This is a genomic window from Sandaracinaceae bacterium (genome assembly GCA_020633055.1).
Classification (GTDB): Bacteria; Myxococcota_A; Polyangia; order Polyangiales; family Houyiibacteriaceae; genus JADJJE01.
This window is the reverse complement of sequence record JACKEJ010000008.1, coordinates 89,448-110,046: the sequence shown is the minus strand read 5'-3', so window position 1 is coordinate 110,046 and position 20,599 is coordinate 89,448. Positions and strand designations below refer to the sequence as shown.

Sequence of the window (20,599 nt, the reverse complement as noted above, 5' to 3'; positions counted from 1 at the left end):
CCGGGGCCGCTCGGGATGGCCGTCTCCACGCGTTCTGCCCGCCTCACTCGGGCTGCAGCAGCGCCTTGGTCTCGAAGAACTCGAGCACGCCTTCGGCGCCCCACTCGCGGCCGTTGCCCGACTTCTTGTACCCACCGAAGGGTGCGCTGAAGTCCGCTCCCGCCTGGTTGAGGTGTACCTGCCCCGCACGCAGCTGGCGGGCCACGCGCATGGCGCTCTCGGGGCTGCCCTGGACGTAGGCGGACAGGCCGTACTCCGTGTCGTTCGCGATGGCCACGGCCTCCGCTTCGTCGTCGTACGGCAGGATGCACAGCACGGGCCCGAAGATCTCCTCGCGCGCGATGGTCATGTCGTTGCGCACGTCGCCGAAGACGGTAGGACGCACGTAGAACCCCGCCTCGCGCCCCGCGGGCCGGCCCACGCCGCCCGCCACCAGCGTGGCGCCCTCGTCGAGGCCCCGCTGAATGAGCGCCTGGATCTTCTGGAACTGGGCGCCGTTGGCCACGGGCCCCATCACGTCCCCACCTTCGCTCGGGTCGTCCACGCGCACCTCCGCGGCCGCCGCGGCGGCGATGCGCAGCGCTTCCGCGTGGCGTGTTCGGGGCACCAGCATGCGCGTGGGGGCGTTGCACGACTGCCCGCTGTTGCGGAACACCGTGGCCACGCCGTGCCGCACGGACTGCTCCAGGTCGGCGTCCGCCAGCACGATGTTGGGCGACTTGCCGCCCAGCTCCTGGGTCACCCGCTTGACCGAGTCGGCCGCGGCCTTCGCCACCAGTACGCCCGCGCGCGTCGAGCCCGTGAACGACACCAGGTCGACGTCCGGGTGCGCCGCCAGCGCGGCGCCAACCCCCGGGCCGTCGCCGTGCACCAGGTTGAACACGCCCTTGGGCACGCCGGCCTCGTGTAGGATCTCGGCGATGATGACCGCGTTGCTCGGCGTCATCTCGCTCGGCTTGAGCACCATGGTGCAGCCCGCCGCGAGGGCCGGCGCGACCTTGCACATGATCTGGTTCGCGGGCCAGTTCCAGGGCGTGATGAAGCCGCACACGCCAATGGGCTCGCGCACGATCAGGTTGCGGCCGCGCACTTCTTCGAGCGGCAGCGTCTTCAGCACCTCGGCCGCGTGCATGAGGTGACCCAGCCCGGACGGAGCCTGCGCGGCGTTCGCCAGCGCCATGGGAGCTCCCATCTCGGCGCTGATGGCGGCGGCCAGGTCCGCGACGCGCGCGGCGTAGCACTCGGTGACGCGCCCCAGCAGCGCCAGCCGCTCGTCGCGCGACGTCTGCGCGTAGCTCGCGAACGCGCGGCGCGCGGCGGCCACGGCCTGCTCCACGTGCGCGGCGGTGCCCAGGCTGACGCGGCCGACGACCGCCTCCGTGGCCGGGTTCACCACGGCGTGCGTCGGCACGTCGCCGGCCGGCACCCACGCCCCGTCGATGTAGAACGAACCCAAGTCCAAAGGCCTCATGGAGCAACTCCTCGGTACGCTGCGCGCAGCTGGTGGCGGTAGAGCTTACCGTTGTCCAGCCGTGGGAGGTGCGCCACGAGGTCGATGGTCTTCGGGCACTTGAAGCGCGCCACGCGGGCGCGGCAGTAGGCGATCAGCTCGTCCGCCAGCGCGGCCTCGTCCGGCTGTGGCGCGGCACACTCCACGACCGCCTTGACCTCCTCGCCCCACTCCACGTTGGGCACGCCGATGACGGCCACGTCGCGCACGCGCGGGTGTGTGAGCAGCACGGCCTCCACCTCGGCCGGGTAGATGTTCACGCCGCCGCTCACGATCACGTTCGCGTCGCGGTCCGTGACGAACAGGAACCCGTCTTCGTCCAGGAAGCCGATGTCGCCCACCGTGAAGTAGCCGCCGCGACGTGCGCGCTCCGTCTTCTCCGGGTCCTTCCAGTAGGCGAAGTCCGTGTCGCTGCGCTTCATGTGGATCACCCCGGGCTCGCGCGCCGCGCACGGCTCGCCAGCCGCGTCCAGGATGCGGAGGTGGTCCGGCGTGGGCGGGAGCCCGACCGTGCCCGGCCGCTGCAGCCAGGCTTCGGACCCCACGGAGGCGCCCGAGCCCTCGGTGGCCGCGAAGTACTCCCACAGCACAGGCCCGAACCAGTCGATCATGGCCCGCTTGGTCTCGACGGGGCACGCGGCGGCGCCGTGCAGCAGGTACTGCATGGAGCTCACGTCGTGGCGCGCGCGCACCTCGGCTGGGAGGCGCAGCAGGCGGTGGAACATGATGGGCACCATGTGCGTGTGCGTGATGCGGTGCTCCGCGATGAGCCGGAGCGCGTCCTCCGCGTCGAAGCGCTCCATGACCACCACGCCCACCCCGGCCGCCAGCGGCGCCAGCAGCGAGAAGCTCAGCGGCCCGCCGTGGTAGTAGGGGCCCGTGCACAGGTTGAGCTTCCCGGTCCCGGCGCGGTACTTCGGCGCGGTCGTGTGCGCCTCGAGCCCCGTGGAGTAGTTGGGCGGCCGCACCACGCCCTTGGGGTGCCCCGTGGTGCCCGAGGTGTAGAGCATGCGGGAGCCCAGCACGGGGTCCGCCAGGTCGTCGGGCGCGTGGGCCGCAAGGGTGGCCTCGTAGTCGGCGTAGCCCTCCATGGGCCCGCCGACGGCCAACCACACACGGACCCCTGGGCAGCGGCCGCGGACCTCCCCCAAGGTCTCCGCGTGGCGCGCGTCCGCGATGACCGCCTTGGCCTCGCAGTCGTCCACGATGTGCACGATCTCGTGCACCGTCAGGTGCCAGTTGACCGGCGTGTAGCGCAGCCCCGCGCGCAAGCAGGCGTGCACGCTCTCGACGAAGGCGGGTCGGTTCCCGCAGACGAGCGCCACGGCGTCACCCGGTACGAGCCCCGCCGCGCGCAGCGCCCGCGCCAAGCGGTTCACGTTGGCGTTCAGCTCCGCGAACGTGCGGTCTCCGGACGGGGAGAGCACCGCCTGCGCGCCCCCCTGGTGTGCGGCCCACATGGCCAGCCACATCCCCGTGCTCGCGGCTCGCTCGCGCTCGGTCGCCGTCGGCCCCCGCGCCTCCGATGCCGTCCCAACCGTCTCGGCCACACGCGACGGGGGCGACGACGTGTTCTGGTTCTCGGCCGTCTGGCCCGTCTCGACCGGGAGAGGCGCGCTCATCGGGGCGGTAGCTCCGGCCGCGGCGAGTCGTCCGGGCGTCGTCCGCGTGACGAGACGGGCTCTTGCGCGCGCACGGGCCCGCAGCCGCCGCGCAGCAGCACCCCAGGCAGCGCCTCGGCAGCACCCACCTGATCGATGTTGTGCCGACGCAGCACGCGCCCGTTGACGATCACCGCGTCCACCCCGATGGCGTCTGCCACCAAGCGCTCGGCGCCTCCCGGCAGGTCGCGCACGCGGCGCAGCGGGGCGGGTGCCACGGAGACCGGGTCGAACACCACCACGTCTGCCGGGCGGCCGATGGCCAGCAGCCCGCGGTCGCGCAGACCCATCAGCTGCGCGGGCCTCGCCGTGAGCGCGTGCACGGCTTGCTCCAGCGTCAGCGCCCCCTGCTCGCGCACCCAGTGCCCCAGCAGGTGCGTCGCGTAGCACGCGTCGCAGAGCTGGTCGGCGTGGGCGCCCGCGTCCGACAGCGTGATCACCGTGTGGGGATCCGTGATGAGCTCGCGCACCTCGTGCTGGTCGTGGTTCAGGAACGCGAAGCGGAAGCGCGCCGTGAGCCCGCTCGCGATGGACAGGTCCAGCACCAGGTCCACCGGGTCCACGCCCCGCTCACGCGCGACTTCGAGAACGGGGCGCTCCTCCAGCGAGGGGTCCGCGTCGTAGCGCGCGATGACCGCCCGCGCAGGCCAGCCCGCGTCCACGTTCTTCGCGTCGGGCGCCGACTCGCGCTTGAACTGCGCGCGGAACGCGGCGTCCGCGTAGATGGCGAGCTTGCCTTCACGGTCTGCGCGCATGGCGTCGTGGAACGACGGCAGGATCTCGAAGGGGTAGGGCTCGGCCAGATGGAAGTCGAACATGATCGGGCGGCACGCCACCTGCGGCACGATGGTGAGCCCCGCCTCGGCCTGCTGGGCTGCCGCGTCGAGGAAGCGCCGGTGCGAGCCCGGGCCCGCCATGCCCGCCAGCAGCGCCGTCCAGGTGATGGGCACACCGTGGCGCTCCGCCAGGTCCACGAACTCGCGGTTGAAGAGCTGCTTGCCCTGCGCCGCCTGCAGCACGCCGCGCCCGCTCTCGCGCATGGCCGCCACCAGCCCGTCCACCTCGTCGAACGCGGCGAGGCGGCTCGGCACGGGCTTGCCCCCCGCGCCGTGGTGCGTCGGCGCCATCGAGGTGGAGAAGCCGATAGCCCCGGCGTCCATGGCCTCGCGCACCAGCGCTTGCATCTCCGCCAGCTCGGCCTCCGTCGCTTCGCGCTCGGTCGCGTCCGCGCCCATGACGTAGAGGCGCAACGGCGAGTGCCCGATGACCGAGGCGAGGTTGATCGCGCAGCCACGCGCCTCGAGAGCGTCGAGGTACTCGGGATACGTGATGAACGGCCAGTCCTCGCCGAGCCCCGCCGAGAGCGCGTCGTACGACATGCCCTCGACCTTCTCGAGCGTGCGCATGATGGTGTCGCGGTGCTCGGGCCGCATGGGCGCCACGCCGAACCCGCAGTTGCCCACCACGGCGGTGGTGACGCCGTGCCACGGAGAGCAGGTCAGGCGGTTGTCCCACAGCACCTGCGCGTCGTAGTGCGTGTGGATGTCCACGAAGCCCGGGCACACCACGCGACCGGTGACGTGGAGCGTCTCGGTGGCCTTCCCCGGCGCGCTCCCCAGCGCCACCACGACGCCGTCCTTGATGCCGACGTCGCCGCGCCGGCCCGGCGCGCCGCTCCCGTCGATGATCGTCCCGCCCACGAGCTTCAGGTCGTAGTCCATGCGTTCTCCGTCGTGCGTCGTCGTCATCACGGCCGCGTCGCGTTCAGTTCACCGTGGGCGCTTGCTCGGGTGCGGTGATGCCGAACAGCTCGGTCGCGTTGTCGCGCAGGATGCGGCGGGCCAGCGCGGGGTCCACGGCGGCGAAGTGCTCGGCCACCAGCGCCTCCGAGAGAGGCCAGGTGGAGTCCGAGTGCGGGAAGTCGTTGGCCCACAGGAGCCGCTGCGGGTTCAGCTGGTCCAGCATCTTGAGCGCGGTCCAGTCGTCTTGGAACGTGAGGAAGACGTTCTCGAAGAAGTACTCGGACGGCAGGCGCTCGAGCGCGGGCGCCTTGTTCCAGAAGCGGTGCCGGTTGTAGATGTGGTCCATGCGGTACGTGTAGTGCGGCACCCAGCCCGCGTCGGCCTCCACGCACACGACCCGGAGCCCGGGGAAGCGGTCGAACACCCCCGAGTAGATCAGCATCCCCACGATGTCTTGCACGCTGCGGATGACGTTCAGCAGCGCGTTGATCTTGGGCCCACGGTGCCCGCCGTAGCTCTGGTTGGTGAGGATGTGGAAGCACAGCGGCAAGCCCAGCTCCACGGCCGCGGCCCACAGGCGGTCGTACTGCGGGTCGTCGTAGTCCGCCTCGCCGGGCATGCCCGACATCATCACCGCAGGGAAGCCCTGCTCCTTGATGAGCTCGAGCTCGGCGACCCCTTCGCACGCGTTCTTGATGGCGGCCTGCGCCGCGCCGAACAGCCGGGCCGGGTCATGGGCGCAGTACTCCTGCAGCCAGCGGTTGTAGGCCGTCATGCACGCGCGCCGGTAGTCGAGGTCGGGGTGCCCGGCGAGGGGCATGCCCACCGAGGCGAACAGCAGCTCTCCCGCGATCCCATCGCGCGCCTGATCCTTCTGTCGGTGCGCTGGGTCCCAGCCAGAGCGGTGCCAGTCTTCGAAGTTGCGCCCGCTGAAGCTCATCTTGCCGGACTCCTCGCCGGCGGCGGCCACGAGGCCCATCGGGACCGACATCTTGTCCAGCCCCGGGATCACGTACAGGTCGCCGCGCTTGGCGTCCCGCACGATGTGCGGCGCGCGTTCCCGGTAGGCCGGCTCGATGTAGCGCGCGTAGCAGTCGGGGGGCTCGGTCACGTGGGAGTCGGCCGAGAAGAAGCCGTAGTCGAAAGGGGTCGTCATGGGCGCGTCCTTCTGCCGAACGAGCGCGTCGTCCGGTCCCTCCCGGTGTACAGAGGCCCTCCCGCGCTACGAAATGGAAACTCGGCATGGGGTCATTCGCCCCGCTTATGATAGGCGCAGCGGCGAACGCGCTCCGCCGGCCGAGCGGCCCGCGCCCCATGATTCTACGGGCCTGCGCGGCCCGGGCTCGATAATGCGTTCATCGCGGGCGCGCTCTCGCAGACCGGTAGTGGCCGAAAACGTTCCACGTGCTGGCATGTCTCGGTTCGTTTCGCGCCGGGAGGGGCAGACCCACTGTCCGGGCATGCGAACCTTCACCCCGATCCTCTCCGCCCCCGTCCTCATGCTCGCGCTGATGCCCCTCGACGTCGCGGCGCAGGACGTGGGCGCCCCTTCCACCCCTGCCCCGGAGCTCGTCACGACGGACGCCCCGGCTCCTGCGCGCACCCCCGACATCGGCCTGTACGTCGGCGTCGGGCTCGGCTCCAACCTCAACCTGGGCGGTGGCTCGTTCGGCTATCAGCTCGAGGCGTCCGTAGGCTTCTTCTACCGCATGCTGGCGGTCGAGATCCTCGGCGGGACCACCACCATCAACGGCGACCACATCAACGCGACAGGCCCCCACGTGGGCGGCGCCGTGCGCGTTCACCTGTTCCAGGCCCAGAACGCTGCGCTCCAGCTCGGCGCTGGCGTGCGCTACCACGACGATCGACGCGAGAGCGGCGAGGACGACCGCTACACCGGTGGCTTCGCGTCCCTACGCTTGCTGTTGCCCGTGTCGACCAACATCAACGTGCGTATCGACACCGAGCTCGAGCATGTGTTCGACGGACCCATGCAAGGGGTCGCGAACAACCGGCTCATGCTGGGCTTCGGCATCGAGACGCGCGTCTCGCCCTAGCCGTTCGCGAGCGCGAACGAGCGTGGCGCTGCGATCGCCGTCCGGCGCGCATCTTGTGGCAGGCTGAGGCACCTGGCGCCCATGTCTCGCTACACCTTCCGCACGCTGCACGCTCACACGCGGCCGGTCACCTCACTGCACGTTCACGGCGCGCGCCTGCTGTCCACGAGCATGGACGGTACGGCGTGCGTCTACGATGTCGCGGGTCGTGACGCGTCGCTCGCGCCCCGGGTCCAGCTTGCGCACGACGAACCCGTCGACACGGGCGCCCTCAGCGCCACCCACATCGCGACGGCACACGGGGCCGGCAGCGTGTCCGTGTGGGGGGTCGAGGGCGGGGAGCACATCCGTCGCCTCGAGGGACACAGCGCGCCGGTGACGTTCGTGTCGTGGTGGGGCGATGCGCTCCTCTCGGCCAGCCGCGACGGCACCATACGCCGCTGGGACGTCGACACGGGCGTGTGCCTCGAATCCATCCGCGGCTTCTCCGGCCGCACTGCCGTGCTCGCTGCGGCGCGAGGGGTCCTCTACTTCGCCGAAGGCCCAGACCTCGTCGCCCTCGACCTCGAGACGCAGGCGCGTCGCGTCTTCGCCTCGCAAGACCGGGACGACCTGATGGCGTTCGGTGTGTGTTCGAGCCAGGTCGTGGTGTCGTACGCGGAGGTGTCGAACTCTCCGTCGCCGCCCTTTCGCTGGAGTCAGGCTTTCGACGCCCGCACGGGAGAGCCACTCCGGGATCGCTACGAAGCCGCGGACATGTTCGCGTTCTCCGCCGACGGCCGGCGCGCGCTCTTCCTGCTCTGGGGCAGCGTGGCCCTCGTCGAGGATGGCCAGCGGCAGGACGTCCTCGAGGCCGTCGTGCCCGACCCGCGCTGCGCGGTGTTCCTGGAGCCGTCGGGGCTCGTGCTCGGGGGTGCCTCGGGTGCGCTCTACTGTGGGTCTCACGTCGCCGGGTGAATCGCCGGCGGCGCCGACGCACGCGCGGGTCGGTTGACGTATGCCGCGCTTTCCCGTGTGCTTCCCTCCATGTGGGACCTCCTCGATCTCCCGGACGACGGAACGCGCTACGTCCTCGGCGCTGCGATGGTTGCGCTGGGGACTCTCGCCGTCGGGGGCGTGCGTGGCTGGCGTGGCCGTGCGGGGCTCGCGCCGCTCTGGCTCGTGGTCGCCGCGCTGCCGTTGCTCGTGGCGCTGGGCCTGGCCTGGCGGGACACCCGCGCCATCCACCGGGACCAGGGGGGCTTCCTCTTCGACGTCGACGTCTCGTCGTTGGCGCCGATCGGCGCCCGTCTCCTCTCGCTGGTGCATGCGCGCTGCTGGCTCGGGCTGGGGCTGAGCGGCGCGCTGTGGACGGTGTTGGCGCTGCTCCTGGTCGCGCTGAGGTCCCGGGCCACCCATGAGGCCCGCGAGGCCAGCGCCCACGGTGGAACGTCGCCATGGGTGACCGTGACCCTCGCGGGCGCAGCGCTCGCCGCGTCGTTCCACGACTACGTGCACGCCGTGACGTTCTACGAGCTGCCGCAGCACGCTCGCGAGGACTACGTCACGCTCCTCACGGCGGCTGCGGACACGTGGCAGACCGCCACCAACATCCGTGTCACGGCCATGGCGCTGGCGCTCGTGGCCGCTGTAGTGCACCTACGATTTCGCCCGAACAGCGCGGTGCGCGCCCGAGAGGCGGCGGCTGTCCTCGCGCTGCTGGGGGTGGCGCTGCACGGGGACCTCGCGCTGATCGCGTGGGCGCGGGCGCGTGTCGTGGATGTGCTCGCACAGCCGTGGTCTCGCGACGCCGAGTTTCAGCCCATCGTGGAGACCGAGCTGGGCGAGGACCGGAACACCTCCTACCCAGACGGCGCGGTGACCGTCGTCCTCGGTGTCGACGGCGCGCGCACCTTCCCCGGCGGCAACGCGCTGCCGATGGAGCACGGGGCTCTCGTGGAGGCTCTCGGGCTCGTGCGGGCGCGGTTGGCCGAGGAGCGCGCGCTGCGGACGGCCGCGTACGAAGCCGAGCTCGCCCTCTTCGGCGAGTCGCCGCCAGAGCAGGCGGCGGATGACGCGGCGCGGGAGGAGTCCCCCTCCGCGATGGGCATCAGGGGTGTGCTGTACGCGCCCGAGCCATGGCCGGGCTGCGAGCCAGCCGATGCACCGGACCCTCTGAGCGTCGCCGTCGATCGAAGGGTCTCGTCGCAGGCGCTGCGCGAGCTCCTCCGGGCCGCCGTCGACGCAGGCTTCGCCACCATCGAGCTGGTCGGGCCGGTCGTCTCGCCCAGTGCGCTCGCGCAGCTTCGTGACGATGCGGTCGTGCGGGCGCTCGTGTCTGCGCCGGCCTACGCGGCGCGCATCGCCGGGGTGACGCGCTGCGAGGCCGCGGGCATGTCCTTCCTCCGCGGAACCGTCGGCGTTGCGCTGGAGGCGCTCGAGCACGCCGAAGGCTTCACGCTTTCGCTGAGCGACGAAGCCACGGTCGCCGCCTATCGGGCGCTCGAGCGCCCCGTGCCCACGGTGGTGCTCGCCCTCGGGGCCGACGCCACGCCGCTCTCGCTCATGCAAGCGCTGAGCGCCGTCGAGACCCAGCTCACGCCGCTCGCGCTCCGACTCGTCCCAGCGCCCGACCAGTTGCCTGCAATCCCCATGCGCTCTCCGCTGCCCCCGGTGCCAACGCCCGCGGACCCGGCGGTGGACGCACCGCGCGTCCACGCGCTCGTGCGGTACGCGCCGGGCGTCGAAGAGCGGGACGTCAACCGCTGGCTGCGCGGCGATCTGCACGATGCTCTCGTGGCGTGCACCCGAGCCGGTCGCGTCTTGGCGCCGGACGCTGCGGGCAACGTCAACGTGCGCTTGGTGCTTGGCGCAGACGGCCGCGCGGCCATCGTCTTTGCGCGCCCCGACGAGACCGCCGCCCCAGGGATGGGCCCCGTGGCGTCCTGCGCGGCCGACGCGCTGCGCGCTACGCCGTTCGTCGGGGCTCCTCCAGAGCACGCGACAGCCATGCGGCTCACACTGACCTTTCTGTCCCCCGCGCCCGAGTAGCGCCCGGGGAGATGGGCGCGCGTCAGCGCATCTCGTCGCTGAAGAGCTGCGCCGCCACCTCGAGCCCGGCGCGCACGCGGGGCAGGTGCGTCCCTGCGCGGGTGGTCACCGCCCACACCGTGGAGGAGCTGCCCACGAGGCGAGGCAGCACCGGGACCAGGCCCTCGGAGGCGAACGTGGGCAAGATGGCGATGCCCATGCCGTCCGCGACGCAGCTGTGGATGAACTCGTTGTCGGTCGACAGGACGCGTGGGGTCACGCGCACGTCGCCCCCTTCGCGCAGCGGCCACGACACCTCGTCGTGCTCACCCACCGCCCGCGGGTCGTGTCCGTCGAGGATGGTGTGCAGCAGCGTGTGCTGCGCGAGCTCGGCCAGGCTGCGCGGCTTCCCCGCGCGCGCCACGTAGTCCGCGCTGGCGTACAGCTGGGTGGCGCTGCGGCCGATGCTCTGCACCACCAGCTCGCCCGCCGCGGGGAGCGTCAGCGTCAGCGCCGCGTCCGCCCCATGATGCAGATGGCTCACGGGGTCCGTGGTGGCGCGCAGGCGCACGCGTAGCTCGGGCCACACGTCCAGCAGGCGGCGCACGAACATGGACCCGAGCCGCCGCGACGCCCCCACGGGCATGGCGACGTCGAGGCACCCCGTGGGCTCCTGCCCCGCGCCCTCGGCCAAGCGCTGGATGGCGTCCAGCTCGCGCACGGGCCCCGCGGCGTGGCGCACGTACAGCGCACCCGCCGCCGTCAGCTCGACGCCCGCGTCGGTACTGCGCGCGAGGGACACACCCACCCGCTCCTCGAGCGCGGCGAGGCGACGCCGCACCGTGGCGCGCGACACACCCATGCGCTCCGCGGCGCGTGAGACACTACCCTCCTCCGCGAGCGCCAGCAGGGTGCGTGTCTCGTCCAGGTCCATCGTGGACTACGTGCGGGTCACCGCCGTGCGCGGGCGGGCAAGCGGCGCAGCACCTCGCCGCGCGTGTTGGTGACGGTGACCGGGCCGTAGGCGCGCATGGGCTCGGCGATCTGCGCCGCTTCGCCGACCAGCACCACCACCATCTGCTCCGGGCGCACATGCTCGCGCGCGGCCTCGAGGGCCTGCTCCGGGGTGACCGTGCCGATGCGCGTACGGAAGCTCTCCCAGTAGTCGTCGGGCAACCCGAAGCTCCGCAGGCTCGCGACCATGCTCGCGATCTTGCCCGACGTGTCGATCGTCAGCGGGAAGGAGTTGCTGAGGAACTGCCGCGCCAGCTGCGTCTCGTCGGCGTCGGCGGCCACGCTCGAGATGGCCACCAGGTGCTCGAAGAACGCCGCCATGGCCTCGGCCGTGACCTCGGTGCGCACGGCGGCCACCGCCGTGAACGGTCCCACCTGCTCGCGCTCCTCGACTGAGGAGTACGCGCCGTAGGTCAGGCTGCGGCGCTCACGCAGGTCCATGAACAGGCGCGACGATGCGCCGCCGCCCAACACTTGGTTCGCGACCTGGAGAGGGATCCAGTCCTCGTCGGCGCGCGTGATGGCCAGGTTGCCGACGCGGATCTGCGTCTGCGGTGAGCCCGGGCGGTCGACGATGATGACCTCGCGCGCGGTACGCGTGGGCGCCTCGGGGTAGCTCACCTCGGGCACGGTGCCGCGCCGCCAAGTGCGGAACGCGGTCGTGGCGCGCCGGCGCACGTCGCTGGCGGTGACGTCACCCACCACCACCAGGTACGCGTTGTTGGGGACGACGTGCGTGCGGTGCCATGCGATCAGGTTCTCTTGGGTGATCGCTCGCACCGCGTCGGCGGTGGTGTCCACGCGCGCGTAGGGGTGCGCCCCGTAGAGCGCCTGGTAGTACGCGCGCCGGCCCAGGTAGCGCGGGTCCTGCTCGCTCAGCTCGAGGCGGTCCAGCTCACGCCGACGCAGCTTCTCCAGCTCCTCCGCGTCGAACGCGGGTGACAGCGTCATCTCCGCCATCAGCGCGAGCACCTGCGGCAGCTGCTCTTTCAGCGCGCGGAAGGTCAGCACCAGGTTCTCGGACGTGGCGGCCACCTCCATGTCCGCGCCGAGGAACTCGATCTCCTCGGCCAGCTCGGCGCTGGTGTGGCGCGTGGTGCCCTCCTTGAGCATGTCGGCCACGATGGACGACAGCCCCGGGAGGCTGGCCGGGTCGGTCTCGCGACCGCTGCGCACCACGAGCTGCAGGTACACCACCGGCAGCTGCGTGTTGGTGACGGTGTTGAGCTCGAGGCCGTTGGTGAGCGTCGAGCGCGTGATGGCGGGGAACGCGATGTCACGCGGTGTGCCGCTCTCGGGCGGCGGCTCGCGTGGGGTCTCGGGCTCCGGCTCGGGTTCCGGCTCGGTCTCGGCCAGCGGGGTCTCCTCGCCCTCGACGCTGTCGAGCGGCGGGTACTCGGGCGGGGGCGCCTGCTCGCGGCTGCACGCGCCGAAGGCGAGCGACAGGAGCACGGTGAGGCAGAGCAGCACGCGGAGCGAACGGCCGCGCGCGGTGGGGGTGCAGGTCATGAGGCTCACGGGTTCGCTCCGTTCTGGGCGGCGCCGGCGGCTGCGGCGGGCGGCAGCACGTCCAGCACGGTGCGCTGGGTGGGGCCGAAGTACTGCTGGGCCACGCGCTGGATGTCGGCCAGCGTCACGGCGTTGTAGTGGTCGATCTCGGTGCGCAGCAGCTCGGCGTTGCCGTAGTACATCTCGAACTCCGCCAGGCGCTGGGCGCGGTCCAGGCTGGACTGGATCCCGAACACGAAGTACGAGGCCACGCGGTTGCGCGCCTTCTGCAGCTCACGGTTGGTGACGCCGGTCTGCGCGATGCTCTCGAGCTGCTCGTACACCACCTGGCGCGCTTCGGCCGGCTGGTGCGTGCCGGCCATGATGCCGAACACCGAGAACAGGTCCGGGCCCCGCTGGTCGTCCGTGCCGACGTGCAGCTGCTGGCAGATCTCGCGCTCCTTCACGAGGATGCGGTACAGGCGCGAGGACTCGCCATCGCCCAGGATGAGACCCAGCATCTCGAGCGCGTAGTGGTCTGCCTCGCGGCTGGGGGGGATGCGGTAGTCCACGTGGAACGCGGGGAACGGGGCCAGCGGGTCCGTCATGCTCTCGACGATCTCGCCCGTCTGCGGCGCGATGGGCCCGGGCTCGTAGGCGGGCACGGGGCGCGACGGGATGTCCCCGAAGTACTGGCGCACCAGCACCATGGCCTCGGCCGGGTCGAAGTCCCCCGAGATGCTGAGCACCGCGTTGTTGGGCGGGTAGTAGGCGTCGAAGAAGGCCTGCACATCCGGCAGGGTGGCCGCGTCCAGGTCCGCCATGTCGCCGATGGTGGAGTGCGCGTACGGCCAGTAGCTGCCGTAGGCCAGCTCGTTGATGCGCAGGATGCTGTTCATGTACGGCCGGTTGTCGTAGCTCTGGCGGCGCTCCTCCTTGACCGTCTGGCGCTGGTTCTCGAAGTTCTCCTCCGTGATGGCCAGCGAGCGCATGCGGTCCGCCTCGAGCCACAGGCCGAGCGCCAGGTCGTTGCTGGGCAGGGTCTCGTAGTAGTTCGTGCGGTCCGAGCTGGTGGTGCCGTTCATGTCGCCGCCGCGGCTGTCGATGAACGTGAAGTGCTCGCCCTTGCGCACGTTGGCCGAGCCCTGGAACATCATGTGCTCGAACAGGTGGGCGAAGCCCGAGCGCCCGCGCACCTCGTTGCGCGACCCGACGTCGTAGTAGATGGCGACGGCCACGGTGGGGATGCTGCGGTCGGGGCTCATCACCACGCGCAGGCCGTTGTCCAGGCGCTCGCGCACCACGGGCAGCTGCGACAGGGAGCTGCTTCCGCCGCTCGGCCGGCGCGCACGCTGCGCGAGGGCGTCGTAGCTGCCGAGGCTCGCGAGCGTGAGCACGAGCAGGGCGCCGAGGGCCAGCCGCACGCGGCTGGTGCGCTGTGTCTTCGGCTTCGTCGTGGGCTGTGTTTCGCGCTCCGCTCTGGAGTGCGTGCCGGGCTGCGTGCCGAGCTCGGTCCCGAGCTGCGTCCTCTGCGTCTGTGGCGTCATGGGGTCTCGCATAACACGAAGCAGAGGGGAGTGACCACGCCTTGCGCGAAAGGGTCCTGCCGCGCGCGCGACGCCCAAGCTCGGGCCACCCAGAGGGGTCGCAGCGGTGGTAGAAAGGTACGCCATGCTCAGACGTGACATCCTCGCTTGGTCCGCGGGCGCGCTCGGCGCCGCTGCGCTCTCGTCCCTCTCCCCGCGCACGGCCCGCGCGGGCGCCTGCGCGGAGCCCGGCTTCATGCCGGTGTACCGCACCGCCGCGGGAGCGCGCCTGGGGCGCACCGGCGCGGTCTTGTTGGGTGTCGACATGAGCTTCGGAGGCGGGACCCGCGAGCCGTTCGCAGGACGCTACAGCATGACCGTCGACGACGCCCCCGTGCGTGTCCACGCGAGCCCGCTGGCGCCCGGGCTGGTGCGCCTCATCCCCAACCGCTTCGTGGCGGGGGCGGGAGTGGTCACGGGCCCGGCCGGTGAGCTGCGCGTCACGTGGGTGGACGCGCAGGAGGCCGCGCCCGCGCCGTGCTTCGTGCGGAGCGTCGAGATGTACCGCAACGAAGGCTCCCAGGAGCCGTACTCACCGCCCACCTGGGGGCTGCGCGCCACCCTGCGCGACCCCCTCCCCGGAAGCGTCGTGGGGGTGGTCGTGGCCCCCGCCGCGTCCGGGTCGCGCTACGGGCTGTTCGCGGAGCGCTCGGGCGACCGTATGCAGGGGCTGTATCACTCGCCGGGGCGCTGCCAGGCGGAGCTCTCGGACGTGAACCCACCCGGCACGGGGAGCCGTGTGCGTCTGGCCTGCGTGGGCCAGGATGGGCAAGTCTCCGTGCGCTCGAACGACGTCGCCGTGCGCGACTGACCGCCGTCCTGCTTCGCGCACCGCCGAGCGCGACCAGGCCGCCCGCACGGTGTCGTCAGGCAGCACCCTTCTCGGAGCTGGCCTTCCAGTTGAGGTGCAGCTTCTTGCGTGTCGCTGCGCAGTCTCGGAGGTACAGGTTGATCAACGTCTGATAGGGGATTCCAGACTCCTCCGAGAGGGACTGGAAATACGCGAGCGCGTCTTGGTCGAGACGGATCGTGACCGACTTCTTCAGTCGCTTGGCGTATGGGTTGGGTCGTGCGTTGGTGAAGTCGTACTGCTTCTTCATGGTGCTCACCTCTCGTGGTATGCGCGCCTCTCCGCGGTGTTCGCCTTGCGTGCCGAGATGATGCGGATGACGTCCCCGGCCTCGCGCACGCAGTGACAGACCACCAGCAGCCTCGGCGCGGAGCTCATCCCGAGGAGGACGAAGCGCTCCTCGTCGTGTGAGTGGTCTGGGTCGTCGATCACCAGGCCGAGGTCATCGGCGAAGGCTGTCTGTGCTTCCTCGAAACCAACCTGGTGTTTGCGTCGATTCGCGCTGTTCTTCCGCTCGTCCCACTCGAACCGGAGGTTGGGCATCGCTTCATGGTACGTACGATGTACGTACATGCAAGCCGAAGCACGACCAGGACGCGAGCAGCCCGTCTTCCCTCCCCTCCTCTCGCTGGCAGCCGGAGGGCTACTTGCCGCCCGCGTCGGTCGCGGAACGTCTACCGGCGGCGGAAGCGCAGCACGTGGCGGTAGAGCTGCGTCGGGCCCAGCTGCCCGGGGCGCCAGCTGAGCTCGGGGCCGTCCGGGTCGGAGCTGTAGTCGTAGACGATGAACTCGCCGGGCTCGTCGCCTTCGATCACGCTCGGAAAGCACGTGTCGCCGTTGCTGGGGAGGTCGGTGATGTACGCCACGCGCAGCTCGTCCTGCACGATGCGCCACAGGCTGCAGCGCTTGGGCGCGGCCACGTAGCGTAGGTTCGCGATCGTCGCGTTGCTCAGTCCCTCGCCGCCGAAGTAGCCCGTCTCGGTGACGTTGCGTCGACCCACGAGGTAGATCTCGCCGTCGTAGGCGAACATGTGGGGCGAGTCGTACTTCTTGAAGTCCGTCTCGCACGTCCAGTTGCCGAGGTCGTCGCTGGGGGCGTGGCACACGCGGCTGCCGAGACCCAACGCGTCGGCCGCTTCGACGCGGATGACGGCGAACAGGTCGCCGTTGTCGGCCAGCGTGTAGGCCGTCTCGCTCCCGCCCCCTTCGTACACGACGGAGTCCGTTCCGACGGGCGTCCAGTGGATGCCGTCGGTGCTGGTGCGGAAGTGGATCTGCAGCGGCTCGCCGTCGAACGTGTAGATGTGCACGCCGCCGTTGTAGGCCGTCATGAAGTGGCGCCCGTCGCGCATGGTGGCCGGGCGCCACACCAGGGTGTCGTCGCCGTAGAGCTCGCTCAGCGCGCTCCAGCTGCCGCCCGGAGGCAGCGTCGCGTAGCGCACGCCCATGGGCATGAACTCCAGCTCGCTCACGCCCAGCACGCTCATGTACAGGAACAGCGTGCCATCCACCGCGAGGAAGCGCGGCTCGCGCACGTCCGTGCCCAGCGCGAACTCGGCCTCGTAGCGCCAGGTCACCTCGTCGGCGCTGCTCACCACGTACATGACCGTGTTCGGTCCGGCGAAGTGGTCTGGCGCGGTGCGCCACGCCATGTACACGCGCCCTTCGTGACGGATCACGTCCACGTTGTTGTTCGACTGCTGCGGCGTGACCTCGTCGGGGAGCCCCGCGCTCGGCACCACCTGGCGCGACTCCGCCACCTCCACGCGGTGCCGTCCGAGCTCGACCAGTGGACGGAGCGTCCCGTCGTCGATGGGCGGTGCGTCACCGTCCCCGCACCCCGCGACCGAGCCCACGACGCCGGCCGCGAGCATCAGCGCGACCCGTCCGCGTCGCGCGAAGCACGACGTGCGCAGACGGGCTGGCGTCGAACATGTTGAGGCTACCCAGGAGAGATTCCGCGACCGCATCGGCACGTTATCGCACGACACGCGCCGCCGGGAACGTGATTTCCAACACGACACGAACCGGCGCAGCGGATGATGTGCGCCGGTGTGCGCCAGCCGCGGCCGTCGACGTCGGGCCTGTCGCACCGGTCAGAGCGGACAGAAGTCGCATGGGCCGGAGCCCGTGAGCCCGGACTGTCGGCGGATCTCGAGCTGGTCCACGCGCGCCGTGTCGAAGTAGCCGAGCGCACCTTCGGGAGAGGACGTGCTCCACACACCATAGAAGAACTTGGCCCTCCACGTCTGTAGCAACGCCAGGAGCGGGCCGTTCTCGGGCGAGTCGAGGCCAATCTCGGCCGACGCTCGCCCGCACAGCGTGTTGCCCCGGTACACCTCTGCGACGACGCTGGTAGCGGCCCCGAACAGGGTCGTGTACTCGAGCGTCATCCTGTGGGTCGCGGTGGCGGTGTTGCCATAGAGCCTACAGCTCGCCGACAGCCCGTCCGTGTCCAGGGTGGTCGCCGTGCCCCCGCTTCGGAATTGCAAGAACAGGGTATTCGAGAGCGTGTCCCAGCGGGCGTAGAGACCGTCCGAGGTCGGCTCGTTCGCCCCGCTCGGGACCGTACCCGTCGCGAAGGCTCCGATGCTCAGGGTGGCTGCGACCGGGGCCGTGGCGGGCGCGGGGGCCGTGTAGCCCGGGTTGATGTACACGTCGGCGTCCATGCGCCACAGCTGTGTCGTCTGGGAGGCGTAGCGCGTGTACACGCCTCGCCGCGTGACGTCTTCGTTGGCCAGCAGACCGTACTGGTCGGTCGCGCTCGTGAAGCAATTGCTGCCCGCGCAGTTGAGGCGGGTGGTGTTGAAGTCCCCGGCGTCCCAGAGGGTGGTGCACACCGGCGCCTCGTCCACGCGGCCGTCGCAGTCGTCGTCGTCCCCGTCGCAGGCCGTGTCCGGGTTGGTGCCGGGCAGGGTGGTGCTGCACGTCCCCCACTGACCCGACGTGCCCACGCCGCACACCTGGTTGCCGAGGGTGCACTCACCGCGATCCGTGCCACACGACCGCATCATGCCGTTGGTGCAAGCGCACGCCGCGTCGGCCTGACCCGTCTGCCCGTTGCAGTTGCGATCCTCGCCCATGTTGCACGACTCGGTCGCGCCCGGGTGCCAGCTCACCTGCGCGTCGTTGCAGTCGTCGCGGGGGAACGCGCCGGGCGTGGCCCCCAGCTCGCCCATGGCTGCGCAAGGCGCGCCGATCGCTGCGTGCCCGTCGTTGTCGCTGTCCTCCTCGGTCGCCACAGGGGAGCCCGCGCTGCAGTCGTTGTCGATGCGGTCGCACACCTCCGTGTTGCCGGGGAAGCGGTTGCCGCGCGTGTCGTCGCAGTCGTCGCCCACGTCGGCGTAGCCCACGACGGCCCCGCAGCTGAACACCTGCATCGACGCGCTCGGGTTCCCGTGGCCGTCGCCGTCCGTATCGGCGTAGACCGTCCGCATGGGGTCGTCGGCCACCAGGTTGCAGTTCTCGTCCACGTTGTTGCCGCAGATCTCGGGGGCCCCGGCGTAGATGGTGGCCTCGCCGTCGTTGCAGTCGTCCCGCACGTACTCCCACCCGAGCGCCCCCACCTCGCCGCGGCCGAGACACGTGGCCAGCGGTGACGTGTGCTGGTCGCCGTCGGCGTCCTCGGAGGTGTCGGGCCCGCCGCGCTGAGCGCCTGGCAGAGAGCAGTCGTTGTCCTTCCCGTCGCAGCGCTCGGTGGCCCCCGGGTACGTGAACTGATGCGTGTCGTCGCAGTCGTCGTCGTTCGAGACCCAGCGCGGGCCGCAGACGGTCCCGGGCATGGCGGCGTCCCCGTACCCGTCGCCATCTGCGTCGAAGAAGAAGCTGCCGTTGTCGACGGTCCCGTCGCAGTCGTTGTCGACTTCGTCGCAGGTCTCGAGCAGGTTCGGGTGGACGCCGCTCGCGTCGTCGTCGCAGTCGGAGCCGTGCACGGTCATCGCGTCGTCGTCGCGGCGCGTCAGCATCGGGTCGCAGCCCGAAGGCGCGCTGGGCCCGTCCCACGGGTTGCTGCAGGTGTCGGCGGGGTATCCGTCGATGTCCATGTCGCCGTCCACGCTGCCGTTCGCGGTGGAGCGGACGGTGCACGGGTTGCAGTCCTCGTCGTGGTCGGCCGCGGGCTGTCCGTTTCCGAGCATGCCCTCGCAGCGCTCGGGCGCCCCCGGGTTCCGGTCGGCGTCGTCGTCGTCGCAGTCGGACCCACCGCACGCCACCGAGTCGTAGCCGTCACCGTCGACGTCGGGTGTGGTGCAGTCGGTGGTGTCGCAGCGCCCGCCGGTCTCGTCGCACGAGGCCACAGCGCACGGGGGCGTGCCCGCCACACACCCGTCGGCGCCTGCGTTCGGGTCACCAGGCGCACACTGCTCGGCGCCATTGCAGAACAGGCCATCGTCGCAGTCGCTCGGGCTCGCGCACGTGCCGCCAGCGTCGCCAGGGGGCGTCAGGTCGCCACCACATCCCGCTACCGCGAGTCCCAGTCCAACGACCCCGATCAGGGCCCAAGCCCGCGCAAACCTCGAACGCCCCTGCGTGCACACCACCATCACACTCCTGCCCACCGCCCGTAGTCGGGCGCACGAAAAGAGTATCCCCTCGGTCACGAATGACAACCGCGAGACCCGGTCAGAACCCAAAATGGACGCGTGCGGCTGGCTGGAGACGCGCACGTCGCCTACCTTGCGCGCCAGGAGAGGGGCTCGGGGTTCTAGGAGGTGAATGTGATCAGAACGTTCTGTCTGGTGCTCGCGGCTTGGGCCGCTTCGTCCGTGCTGCTGCCGTCGCTCGCCACCTTGGGGCAGAGCAGCGTCCTCGAGGCCCACGCGCGCGCCGACGCGCGGAGTGACAAGCTCGAGCTCTACATCGAGATCCACAACACGTTCACGCGGGCCATGCGCGCGCGTCACGACAATTATGTGCCCACGTTGGAGGGGCTCCCCGCGGACAACCCCTGCACCGCCGAGCGGCAGCCAGGGCGCGGCATGTACCACGCTGGGGACGCGACCGGGACCATCCCGGCCTTCCGTCGGCGTCTCCGTCGCGCGCCGCGCCTCCCGCAGGACGCCCTCGCGACCGCCATGCTCGACGCGGCGGCGGCCGAGCTCCCGGCATGGAATGGGGCCTACGCGTACTACCACCGTGACCGCGGCTACACGACGGACGCGTGCGCGCAGGGCAACACGTACCACCGGCAGCTCATGGGGGCCTACCAGGCGTACTTCGCGGCGGACACGGAGCTGCTGACGTTCATCGACTCCGAGAGTCGCGCGCGACGGGCGACCGTGCTGCAGGACACGGAGCGTCGCTATGGGCGCAACTTCCGCTACTTCCACCTGAGCCTGATGAACGAGGTGGAGGCCATGCGCGACATCCTGAACGCGCCGACCCTCGACCTCGACGCGCTGTCGCGTGTGACGCAGACCATCGCCGCGGGCGTCGCCGAGATCAAGCCGCGCGCCGAGTCCGCACCCCAGGAGATCCACTCCGACCTCTACCAGGGGCAGTACCTGGCGTTCCTGCGCGGGCTCGAGACCCTGGTGCGCGCGTCCAACGCGCTGGTCACGTCCATGCGCGAGCCGCCCAGCCGCAGCAACGACCGGCAGCGCCGCCAGACCGAGCTCGACCGCGCGTTCGCTGGCGCCATCGAGGGGGCCAACCGCGTGCGCTACAGCGACCGCGTGCGCTGAG

At 71.1% G+C, this 20,599-nt stretch carries 16 protein-coding genes; 5 read left to right on the top strand and 11 right to left on the bottom strand.

The genetic code is table 11. From position 1 onward, the window contains the following. Positions 1 to 43: 43 nt before the first annotated feature. Genes H6726_17335 through H6726_17320 form a run of 4 tightly spaced genes read right to left on the bottom strand, consistent with a single transcriptional unit; the run spans position 44 to position 6,069 of the window. Positions 44 to 1,471 carry an aldehyde dehydrogenase family protein gene (locus tag H6726_17335; GenBank protein ID MCB9659411.1) on the bottom strand — a complete coding sequence of 476 codons (1,428 nt, stop codon included), beginning with the start codon at positions 1,469 to 1,471 and terminating at the stop codon, positions 44 to 46. After that, positions 1,468 to 3,132 carry an AMP-binding protein gene (locus tag H6726_17330; GenBank protein ID MCB9659410.1) on the bottom strand — a complete coding sequence of 555 codons (1,665 nt, stop codon included), beginning with the start codon at positions 3,130 to 3,132 and terminating at the stop codon, positions 1,468 to 1,470. Before H6726_17330 ends, H6726_17335 begins: the two co-directional genes overlap by 4 nt. Next, positions 3,129 to 4,892 (bottom strand): amidohydrolase family protein, encoded by a 1,764-nt coding sequence (locus H6726_17325; GenBank protein ID MCB9659409.1) that lies wholly within the window; start codon positions 4,890 to 4,892, stop codon positions 3,129 to 3,131. The genes H6726_17330 and H6726_17325 overlap by 4 nt, the downstream gene beginning before the upstream one ends. Before the next feature lie 43 nt (positions 4,893 to 4,935). Further along, entirely contained in the window at positions 4,936 to 6,069 is a 1,134-nt protein-coding gene (locus H6726_17320; protein ID MCB9659408.1) for an amidohydrolase, read from the bottom strand. 304 nt (positions 6,070 to 6,373) lie between these two features. Between H6726_17320 and H6726_17315 the strand changes: the two genes are divergently transcribed. From H6726_17315 to H6726_17305, 3 genes are all read left to right on the top strand, one after another. Then, complete coding sequence (locus H6726_17315) at positions 6,374 to 6,970, top strand: hypothetical protein (GenBank protein MCB9659407.1); 597 nt, start codon at positions 6,374 to 6,376, stop codon at positions 6,968 to 6,970. Between the two features lie 81 nt (positions 6,971 to 7,051). Continuing rightward, complete coding sequence (locus tag H6726_17310) at positions 7,052 to 7,927, top strand: hypothetical protein (GenBank protein MCB9659406.1); 876 nt, start codon at positions 7,052 to 7,054, stop codon at positions 7,925 to 7,927. Positions 7,928 to 7,996: 69 nt separating this feature from the next. Then, complete coding sequence (locus H6726_17305) at positions 7,997 to 10,000, top strand: hypothetical protein (protein ID MCB9659405.1); 2,004 nt, start codon at positions 7,997 to 7,999, stop codon at positions 9,998 to 10,000. A 22-nt stretch (positions 10,001 to 10,022) separates the two neighbouring features. Here H6726_17305 and H6726_17300 read toward each other — a convergent pair whose 3' ends face one another. Genes H6726_17300 through H6726_17290 form a run of 3 tightly spaced genes read right to left on the bottom strand, consistent with a single transcriptional unit; the run spans position 10,023 to position 14,028 of the window. Then, positions 10,023 to 10,913 carry a LysR family transcriptional regulator gene (locus tag H6726_17300; GenBank protein MCB9659404.1) on the bottom strand — a complete coding sequence of 297 codons (891 nt, stop codon included), beginning with the start codon at positions 10,911 to 10,913 and terminating at the stop codon, positions 10,023 to 10,025. A gap of 17 nt (positions 10,914 to 10,930) precedes the next feature. Then, positions 10,931 to 12,511: an insulinase family protein gene (locus tag H6726_17295; GenBank protein ID MCB9659403.1), complete on the bottom strand. Its 1,581-nt coding sequence runs from the start codon at positions 12,509 to 12,511 to the stop codon at positions 10,931 to 10,933. Next, positions 12,508 to 14,028 carry an insulinase family protein gene (locus tag H6726_17290; GenBank protein ID MCB9659402.1) on the bottom strand — a complete coding sequence of 507 codons (1,521 nt, stop codon included), beginning with the start codon at positions 14,026 to 14,028 and terminating at the stop codon, positions 12,508 to 12,510. The genes H6726_17295 and H6726_17290 overlap by 4 nt, the downstream gene beginning before the upstream one ends. A 124-nt stretch (positions 14,029 to 14,152) precedes the next feature. Here H6726_17290 and H6726_17285 point away from each other — a divergent pair, with 124 nt between their 5' ends. After that, positions 14,153 to 14,878 carry a hypothetical protein gene (locus H6726_17285; GenBank protein MCB9659401.1) on the top strand — a complete coding sequence of 242 codons (726 nt, stop codon included), beginning with the start codon at positions 14,153 to 14,155 and terminating at the stop codon, positions 14,876 to 14,878. A gap of 55 nt (positions 14,879 to 14,933) precedes the next feature. On the opposite strand, the gene H6726_17280 is transcribed toward H6726_17285, so the two are convergent. The 4 genes from H6726_17280 to H6726_17265 form a co-directional block, all read right to left on the bottom strand. Next, positions 14,934 to 15,167, bottom strand: a complete 234-nt coding sequence (locus tag H6726_17280) for a BrnA antitoxin family protein (GenBank protein ID MCB9659400.1) — start codon at positions 15,165 to 15,167, stop codon at positions 14,934 to 14,936. A gap of 5 nt (positions 15,168 to 15,172) precedes the next feature. Next, entirely contained in the window at positions 15,173 to 15,460 is a 288-nt protein-coding gene (locus H6726_17275) for a BrnT family toxin (GenBank protein MCB9659399.1), read from the bottom strand. A 131-nt stretch (positions 15,461 to 15,591) separates the two neighbouring features. Next, positions 15,592 to 16,791, bottom strand: a complete 1,200-nt coding sequence (locus H6726_17270) for a hypothetical protein (GenBank protein MCB9659398.1) — start codon at positions 16,789 to 16,791, stop codon at positions 15,592 to 15,594. Between the two features lie 222 nt (positions 16,792 to 17,013). Continuing rightward, positions 17,014 to 19,458, bottom strand: coding sequence for a putative metal-binding motif-containing protein (locus tag H6726_17265; protein MCB9659397.1), 2,445 nt, complete (start codon positions 19,456 to 19,458; stop codon positions 17,014 to 17,016). A gap of 174 nt (positions 19,459 to 19,632) precedes the next feature. On the opposite strand from H6726_17265, the gene H6726_17260 reads away from it, so the two are divergent. Further along, positions 19,633 to 20,598 carry a DUF3829 domain-containing protein gene (locus H6726_17260; protein ID MCB9659396.1) on the top strand — a complete coding sequence of 322 codons (966 nt, stop codon included), beginning with the start codon at positions 19,633 to 19,635 and terminating at the stop codon, positions 20,596 to 20,598. The last annotated feature ends 1 nt before the right edge of the window (position 20,599 follow it).